This window comes from Ruegeria sp. YKSF57, from assembly GCF_059612585.1.
The window spans coordinates 193,416-200,948 of sequence record NZ_JBXWQW010000003.1; the positions used below are offsets into that span (position 1 = coordinate 193,416).

Genomic DNA, 7,533 nt, shown 5'->3' on the forward strand with positions numbered 1-7,533 from the left:
TGCGACCTGACATGAAACAGATTCCCTGCTATCCTGTGAGGCAGGAGGATTGATGAACGTAAAAATTTCCAGTGACTTATTGAGCGCTCCGGAAGAAAACCGGATTGGTATCCAATACGGCGCATTGTGCTATCGGATCAAAGAAAACAAGCCTGAAATCCTGTTGGTGACCTCCCGAGGAACCGGGCGGTGGCTGATCCCCAAGGGCTGGCCGATCTTTTCGCGCGACGCCGCCGGAACCGCGACGGTCGAAGCCTGGGAAGAGGCTGGCGTGATCGGCTTGTGCCAATCCGAAAGCATCGGCAGCTTCACCTATACAAAAACGCGGGGCAGCAAGGGAAATCTGCCATGCATGGTCGAGGTGTTTCCGATCCGTGTCTGCCGTCTTGCCGCCAGTTTCCCCGAGCGCGACCAGCGCCGCCGTAAATGGTTTCGCCCACACAAGGCGGCGGCATGTGTGAACGAACCCGAGCTCGCCCGGATGCTGTTGGAATTTCATCCACATCTTATACACAAGGAAAAGATCAAGTCTTGATCTTGCCGGGCGGCTGGATATCTATTCATGGACCTGAGAATATGAGTGCAAGATGATTCAATACGCTCTGAAGTGCAGTGAAGGCCACAGCTTCGACAGCTGGTTTCAGTCAGCGGATGCTTTTGACAAGCTCGCCGGGGCCGGGATGGTGACCTGCGCGATCTGCGGCGGCAGCGAGGTAGAAAAGGCGATCATGACGCCACGTGTGCGTCCCGGCCGAACCACAACGGACGATACCCGACACGGATCCGAAAAACCGCTGTCGAAACCGGCCTCAGTAGCAGAGCAGGCCTTGGCGGAACTGCGCCGCAACATCGAAAAAAATTCAGATTACGTCGGCAAGAATTTCGCGGCGGAGGCCCGCAAGATCCACCTGGGCGAAGCGCCCGAGCGGTCGATCTATGGCGAAGCCAAAATGGAAGACGCCAAGGCGCTGATGGAAGAGGGCGTGCCGGTCGCGCCGCTGCCCTTCATGCCGAACCGCAAGACAAACTGACCCATGCACGTGGTCATCACCGGCGCAAACCGGGGCATCGGCAAGGCATTGGCTGATCATTACCGGCAGGCAGGGCATGACGTTTCAGGCACTGCCCGTGACGGCAGCCACTTTATCCTGTTGGATGTGACCGACCCGGGCCATCACCGCGCGATGGCCGAGACATTGCAGGACAAGCCAGTCGATCTTCTCATCTGCAACGCGGGCGTCTATCTGGACAAGGGACAGACCATCGACGGCTATCCGCGCGAGATGTGGGACCAGACCTTTGCCGCCAATGTCACTGGCGTGTTCCTGACAATTCAGACCCTTCTGCCCAACCTGCGTGCGGCGCGCGGCAAAATCGCGATCATTTCGTCACAGATGGCTTCGCATGAACATGCGCCCGGCGGCAGCTATATCTATCGCGCCTCCAAGGCGGCGGCGCTCAATCTCGGGCGCAATCTGGCCACGGATCTGAAAGACGACGGCATCGCCGTGGGAATCTACCACCCCGGCTGGGTTCAGACCGACATGGGCGGAGCTGCGGCCACCATCACCACAGACGAGGCCGTCAATGGCCTCATCCAAAGGTTCGAGGCGCTGTCGCTGGCCTCAACCGGCTGTTTCGAGACATGGGACGGCCGCACGCACCCTTACTGAGAGGTCAGCGCCCTGAGTGGCAGTTCGTAAACCTCGCCCGGCTCGATATAGATGATCAGCATGTCTCCGCGCGTTTCCGTGGACAGGGCCGAAGTGGAACTGGACGCCACCGCCTTCGTCCCCTCGAAATAGATCCGCCGGACCTCTCCGGTCTTCAACTGAACCGCCAGTGTCGAGGCTCCATCGTCCTTGCGGCGAAATTCGGCGGGACAGCTTTCGATCTGTTGGCCAGGTACGGCGGCACAGGGAACAGTACCCAAGGCGTTCTGACCGTCGGTTCCGGATACCGTCGCCTCCTGCGCTGTGGCCTGGGTGGACAACACGGCAAAAGCCAAAAGAACTGATCGCATCGAAAACCCCTTATGCGTATGGAACCGCCCCAAGCTGGCACCCGGCCCCGGCAATGTAAAGCGGTGCCTTGCCGCAGGCATTCCGCCTTTGTCCACTTGCTCTTGGCTGCCCCCTCGCATAAGAGGCTCGGGACCGGAATTCCTTGGCGCGGAGACTTTTGGCCCCATGCCCTTACTCGTGATGAAATTTGGTGGCACCTCGGTTGCCAATCTCGACCGCATCCGCCGCGCCGCCAAGCGCGTCGGCGTCGAGGTGGCCAAGGGCTATGATGTGATCGTCATCGTTTCGGCCATGTCGGGCAAGACCAACGAACTGGTCGGCTGGGTTGACGAAATCTCGCCCCTTTACGACGCGCGCGAATACGACGCCGTCGTCTCCTCGGGTGAAAACGTGACTGCCGGCCTGATGGCGCTGACCTTGCAGGAAATGGATATCCCGGCGCGCAGCTGGCAGGGCTGGCAGGTGCCGCTGATCACCACCTCGGCCCACTCCGCCGCCCGGATCGAGGAAATCCCGACCGACAACCTGAACCAGAAATTCGGCGAGGGCATGAAGGTTGCCGTGATCGCAGGCTTTCAGGGCATCAGCCCCGAGGGCCGCATAACCACGTTGGGCCGTGGGGGCTCCGACACGACTGCCGTGGCCTTCGCCGCCGCCTTCGGTGCCGAACGCTGCGATATCTACACCGATGTGGACGGCGTCTATACCACCGACCCGAGAATCTGCTCCAAGGCGCGCAAGCTCAACAAGATCTCGTTCGAGGAAATGCTCGAACTGGCCTCGCTTGGGGCCAAGGTGCTGCAGACGCGCTCGGTCGAGCTGGCAATGCGCTACAAGGTAAAACTGCGCGTCCTTTCGAGTTTCGAGGAACAAACCGACGAGGCGGGCACGCTCGTCTGCGATGAGGAGGAAATCATGGAATCCAATGTTGTCTCCGGCGTCGCCTATTCGCGCGACGAAGCCCAGATGACCCTGCTGTCGGTTGCTGACCGCCCGGGCATCGCCGCCACCATCTTCGGGGCCCTGTCGGATGCGGGTGTGAACGTCGACATGATCGTGCAGGACATCTCCGAGGAGGGTCGCACCAACATGACCTTCAGCCTGCCGACCGATCAGGTCAAACGCGCCGAAAAGGCCATGAACGACATCAAGGGCGTTGCGCTGAACTTTGACATTCTGCAGATCGAACCTGACGTCGCCAAGGTCTCGGTGGTGGGAATCGGCATGCGTTCGCAATCCGGCGTTGCGGCCAAAATGTTCAAGGTGCTCTCGGATGAGGGGATCAACATCAAGGTCATTACAACCTCCGAGATAAAAATTTCCGTGCTTGTAGACAGGAAATACATGGAACTTGCCGTTCAGGCGCTGCATGATGCGTTTGGACTGGACAAGGCCGCCTGAGTTTTCTCGACTGGGGCGCCTGACACAAAAACGTGATGGGGCCCATGGCTGACGGCACTGAAACAGAATCCCGCAAGCTGCTGGGGCGGCTGCGCGAAGCGATGGCCAGCGAAGCCGCCGGCCAGGAGCGTCTCGATCAGATCACCCATCTGATCGCCGACAGCATGCGCAGCGAAGTTTGCTCGGTCTATCTTTTCCGCGACGAAGAGACACTGGAGTTGTGTGCGACCCAGGGCCTTGCGCCGGAATCGGTGCACCAGACCCGCATGCGGATGGGTGAAGGGCTGGTGGGCCGCGTCGCCAAGACCGGCAAGGTCGTCAACACACCCAACGCTCCGGCGGAAAAAGGGTTCCGCTACATGCCGGAAACCGGCGAAGAACGGTTCTCGTCCTTCCTCGGCGTGCCGGTTCAGCGTTTGGGCGAAAAACTGGGCGTTCTGGTGGTGCAGTCGCGCGAGGCACGCCAGTTTTCCGCCGACGAGGTCTATGCGCTGGAAGTGGTCGCCATGGTTCTGGCCGAAATGGCCGAGCTTGGCGCCTTCATCGGCGAGGGTGCGGCCTTGTCGCCCCTGCACCAGCAATCCGTCGTGCTCAAGGGTGGCCCGGCCCAGGAGGGTTCCGCCGAGGGGCACGTTTGGCTGCACGAACCGCGCGTGGTGGTCACCAATCCGATCGCGGATGACCCGCAGCGCGAGCTCGAGCGCCTGAACGAAGCGGTCGAGGAATTGCGCGTCGGCGTCGACAAGATGCTCGAATTCTCGCAGGACGGCGACAAGGAACAGCTGCAGGTGCTCGAAGCCTACCGGATGTTTGCCAATTCCAAAGGCTGGATGCGCCGCATGGAAGAGGACATCGCCCGTGGTCTCAGCGCTGAGGCAGCGGTCGAAAAGGAACAGTCGCAGGCGCGCGCCCGGATGAGCCAGGTCACTGACCCCTATCTGCGCGAACGCCTTGCAGACCTTGATGATCTCAGCAACCGCCTGTTGAGAAACCTGACAGGGCAGGGCAGGGATACCGGGCTTGAACTGCCGCCCGATCCCATCCTGGTGGCCCGCAACATCGGCCCCGGCGATCTGCTGGAATATGGCCGCTCTCTCAAGGGCATCGTGCTCGAGGAAGGGTCTGTCGGCAGCCACGCGACCATCGTCGCCCGCGCCCTGGCAATCCCACTGGTGGTGCATGTAGGCCGCATTACGACCGAGGCGCTGAACGGCGACCATATTCTGGTCGATGGCGATCAGGGCGTGGTACACCTGCGCCCCGAAGATACCGTTGTCGGCGCTTTCCGCGACAAGATCGCAATGCAGGCCAAGGCACAGGAACGCTACGTTTCGATCCGCGACAAACCTGCGGTCACACTGGACGGGCACAAGATCGATATGGTGATGAATGCCGGGCTGATGGCCGACCTGCCATCGCTGCCCACTTCGGGGGCCGAGGGCGTCGGCCTGTTCCGCACCGAATTGCAATTTCTGATCCGTAACCAGATGCCGAAACGTTCGGAACTGGTGGCGCAATACGCCCGCGTTCTCGATGCCGCGCAGGGCAAGCGCGTGGTGTTCCGGACGCTCGATATCGGTTCCGACAAGGTGCTGCCCTACATGAAACACGTGGCCGAACCGAACCCGGCGCTGGGCTGGCGCGCGATCCGCGTCGGTCTCGACAAGCGCGGCGTCATGCGGATGCAGCTTCAGGCTCTGATCCGGGCCGCCAATGGCCGTCCGCTGACCATCATGTTTCCCTTCGTCGCTCAGGCCGAAGAGTTCTACGCCGCTCGCTGGGAGATCGAAAAAACCATCGCCCGGGAAAAGCGACTGGGCCACCCGTTACCGGAAAGCCTGGAAATCGGCGCGATGCTGGAAACACCGTCACTGGCCTTTGCGCCTCAGAAGTTCTTTGACGAGGTGGATTTCATCTCCATCGGCGGCAACGACCTGAAGCAGTTCTTCTTCGCTGCCGACCGCGAAAACGAACTGGTGCGCCGCCGCTATGACACGCTCAATGTCAGTTTCCTGACTTTCATCGAACGCATCGTCGAGCGCTGCAATCTCTCCAACACCCCGCTCAGCTTTTGCGGCGAGGACGCGGGCCGCCCGGTCGAGGCCATTTGCCTCGCCGCCATGGGCATCCGCAGCCTGTCCATGCGTCCCGCCTCGATTGGCCCGGTCAAAAGCCTGCTTCTGCGCGCCAACCTTCAGGATCTGCGCAAGATCATTTCCGACGCCAGCCACCGCGGCGACCAGACCGCGCGCCCGGCGGTGATGGAATGGCTGCGAAATCAGGTCTGACACTCCTCGCCGCCCCTGCTTCTTTCTGGTCTCAAATACCCAGGGTGAATTGCCCGCAGGTCAAGAGAGGCAGCGCCCCTCTTGTTCTTAGGTAAGGCGGCCCGCAAACACAGTCCGCTCGACCTGCAACCATCTTGATATTCGGCACGAATGACCTGACCCTGTCGGAGGCGTCAAACCCGGTTTGTCTACTGATGAACCCAGAAAATGCGCAAGCAGCTTGCAATCATCGGACTGAACACAAATTGCGTGCGCTCGGCAGGCCAGTTTGAGAACACAGCTTGCAATGACTGGTCGGATACAAACGCATCGATCACCGTTCGCTGTATGGCTCTTGAACTGGTAAGAAAGGACCACAGCTGACTTTCATCGCTCGGAACATGAATGGGCAAAATGCGCAACTTTGCCGCCATTTGCCCATGCCGCTGTTGCTGACGCAGCATCCGCTCGCAAGTGCGGAACACTCATCGCTGCATTGCAATCGATGTCGCCAGACCGGTCATTCAACTCTGCCAAATCTGGTGGAACTCAAACCGCCTTTTCGCCACGCTCGGCTTCGGCAATCGAGACGCGGGACGGTGCTGCCGCTCGCCTGTTTGGTTTCGATGACTGCTCCAGCCTGAGAGCGGACACGCCTGTTCCGCGGGTAGGACGGGAAGCGCCCATGGCTGGCGCGTTAAACACTAACGTTTCAAATGCTACGAAGTCGGCTTTTGTGCGCGGCCACTTTAATAGTTGTACCTGTGCGGTCGATTCTAACCTTTTGCAATCAAGTTGCCTTATGCGACGATTTAACACCTCAACAGAACCAGAGGCGTAGCATTTCAAATCCCGCTAACGCGTTCTATGAGCCAATACATCGATATCGATCCGATGCAATAGGCCGTGACCACTGTTGTTGTTTGACTAACGGGAAACGCAATCATTCGCCAGATTGGCAGAAGCAGCGCCAAAGCTCCGACAAAACTCAATTGGCCTGCCTCGACGCCCAGGTTGAAGGCAAGCAAGGCCGCAGGGATATCGTTTGTAGGTAGTCCGATATCGGCCAAAGCACCTGCAAAACCAAGCCCATGCAAAAGCCCAAACCAGAAACAAACGATCCAGGGCTTCTGTTTCGAAAGTCGAAAACGCCCGTCGCCGCCCTTAACAATTTCCATCGCCAGAAAAACTATAGAAAGCGCAATGATGGCCTCGACCGGCGGCCGGGGACATTCAAAAATCCCAGTGTTGCCAGTGCCAGTGTTATTGAATGCACTAGGGTGAACGCTGTGACTGCTCCCACCAGTCTCTACGGATCACGAACCAGAATAAACAGCGCGAAGACAAACAGCAGATGATCCCAACCTTCCAGTATGTGTTTAAAACCCAACTGGAAATACGCGGTGAAAACAAACCATGTGGTCTGTTCAGAAGGTATGTTCTGAACGGCTGTCTCTGGTGTGAACCGAAGCGTCGTGGGTTCAGACTGCAGGGGCTGTAGATGGACCAAAACGTCGTTCTTTTGAACTTCCAGATCTTCAATCTAGATGGGTTGACCCGCAATATCCATGAACTACTCCCCAATGTTTGGACAGGTTTTGGCGTAGTTTAAGCTACTCTTTGCTCCTGCTGATCGGTTTGGGTTTCTTCTTTTCTCAGCCAATAGACCACGGCTGGGGGTTTGCCGCCAAGGGCGGAGTGTGGGCGTTTGCGGTTGTAAAAATCGATCCATTTCCCAACGCCCGCCTTCGCCTCTGATCCGGTCTCCCAGGCGTGCAGGTAGACGCATTCGTATTTCAAGCTCCGCCAGAGCCGCTCGACGAAGATGTTATCTAGGAACC

At 59.0% G+C, this 7,533-nt stretch carries 7 protein-coding genes and 1 pseudogene; 5 read left to right on the forward strand and 3 right to left on the reverse strand.

The window, feature by feature from the left end:
• Positions 1–52: 52 nt before the first annotated feature.
• Genes AC2FLX_RS02175 through AC2FLX_RS02185 form a run of 3 tightly spaced genes read left to right on the forward strand, consistent with a single transcriptional unit; the run spans position 53 to position 1,673 of the window.
• Complete coding sequence (locus AC2FLX_RS02175; protein WP_496744752.1) at positions 53–535, forward strand: NUDIX hydrolase; 483 nt, start codon at positions 53–55, stop codon at positions 533–535.
• A gap of 52 nt (positions 536–587) precedes the next feature.
• Positions 588–1,031, forward strand: coding sequence for a DUF1178 family protein (locus tag AC2FLX_RS02180; protein ID WP_480747723.1), 444 nt, complete (start codon positions 588–590; stop codon positions 1,029–1,031).
• 3 nt (positions 1,032–1,034) lie between these two features.
• Positions 1,035–1,673: an SDR family oxidoreductase gene (locus tag AC2FLX_RS02185; RefSeq protein WP_480747722.1), complete on the forward strand. Its 639-nt coding sequence runs from the start codon at positions 1,035–1,037 to the stop codon at positions 1,671–1,673.
• Here the strand turns inward: AC2FLX_RS02185 and AC2FLX_RS02190 are convergent.
• Positions 1,667–2,023 carry a hypothetical protein gene (locus AC2FLX_RS02190; RefSeq protein WP_480747721.1) on the reverse strand — a complete coding sequence of 119 codons (357 nt, stop codon included), beginning with the start codon at positions 2,021–2,023 and terminating at the stop codon, positions 1,667–1,669. The genes AC2FLX_RS02185 and AC2FLX_RS02190 overlap by 7 nt on opposite strands.
• 166 nt (positions 2,024–2,189) lie before the next feature.
• On the opposite strand from AC2FLX_RS02190, the gene AC2FLX_RS02195 reads away from it, so the two are divergent.
• Both AC2FLX_RS02195 and ptsP read left to right on the forward strand, forming a co-directional pair.
• Complete coding sequence (locus tag AC2FLX_RS02195) at positions 2,190–3,425, forward strand: aspartate kinase (protein ID WP_480747720.1); 1,236 nt, start codon at positions 2,190–2,192, stop codon at positions 3,423–3,425.
• 44 nt (positions 3,426–3,469) lie between these two features.
• Entirely contained in the window at positions 3,470–5,713 is a 2,244-nt protein-coding gene (gene ptsP / locus AC2FLX_RS02200) for a phosphoenolpyruvate--protein phosphotransferase (RefSeq protein ID WP_480747719.1), read from the forward strand.
• 824 nt (positions 5,714–6,537) lie between these two features.
• Here the strand turns inward: ptsP and AC2FLX_RS02205 are convergent.
• Positions 6,538–7,202 (reverse strand): annotated as a pseudogene (locus AC2FLX_RS02205) (HupE/UreJ family protein).
• A 98-nt stretch (positions 7,203–7,300) separates the two neighbouring features.
• The coding region (locus AC2FLX_RS02210; RefSeq protein WP_496875369.1) for an integrase core domain-containing protein at positions 7,301–7,533 on the reverse strand (233 nt) is incomplete at its 5' end.

What these genes read in the sequence shown, in the direction of transcription:
- AC2FLX_RS02195 (WP_480747720.1), top strand. Translation starts at nt 2,190, where the DNA reads ATGCCCTTACTCGTGATGAAATTTGGTGGCACCTCGGTTGCCAATCTC.
- AC2FLX_RS02190 (WP_480747721.1), bottom strand. Translation starts at nt 2,023, where the DNA reads ATGCGATCAGTTCTTTTGGCTTTTGCCGTGTTGTCCACCCAGGCCACA.
- AC2FLX_RS02175 (WP_496744752.1), top strand. Translation starts at nt 53, where the DNA reads ATGAACGTAAAAATTTCCAGTGACTTATTGAGCGCTCCGGAAGAAAAC.
- AC2FLX_RS02185 (WP_480747722.1), top strand. Translation starts at nt 1,035, where the DNA reads ATGCACGTGGTCATCACCGGCGCAAACCGGGGCATCGGCAAGGCATTG.
- ptsP (WP_480747719.1), top strand. Translation starts at nt 3,470, where the DNA reads ATGGCTGACGGCACTGAAACAGAATCCCGCAAGCTGCTGGGGCGGCTG.
- AC2FLX_RS02180 (WP_480747723.1), top strand. Translation starts at nt 588, where the DNA reads ATGATTCAATACGCTCTGAAGTGCAGTGAAGGCCACAGCTTCGACAGC.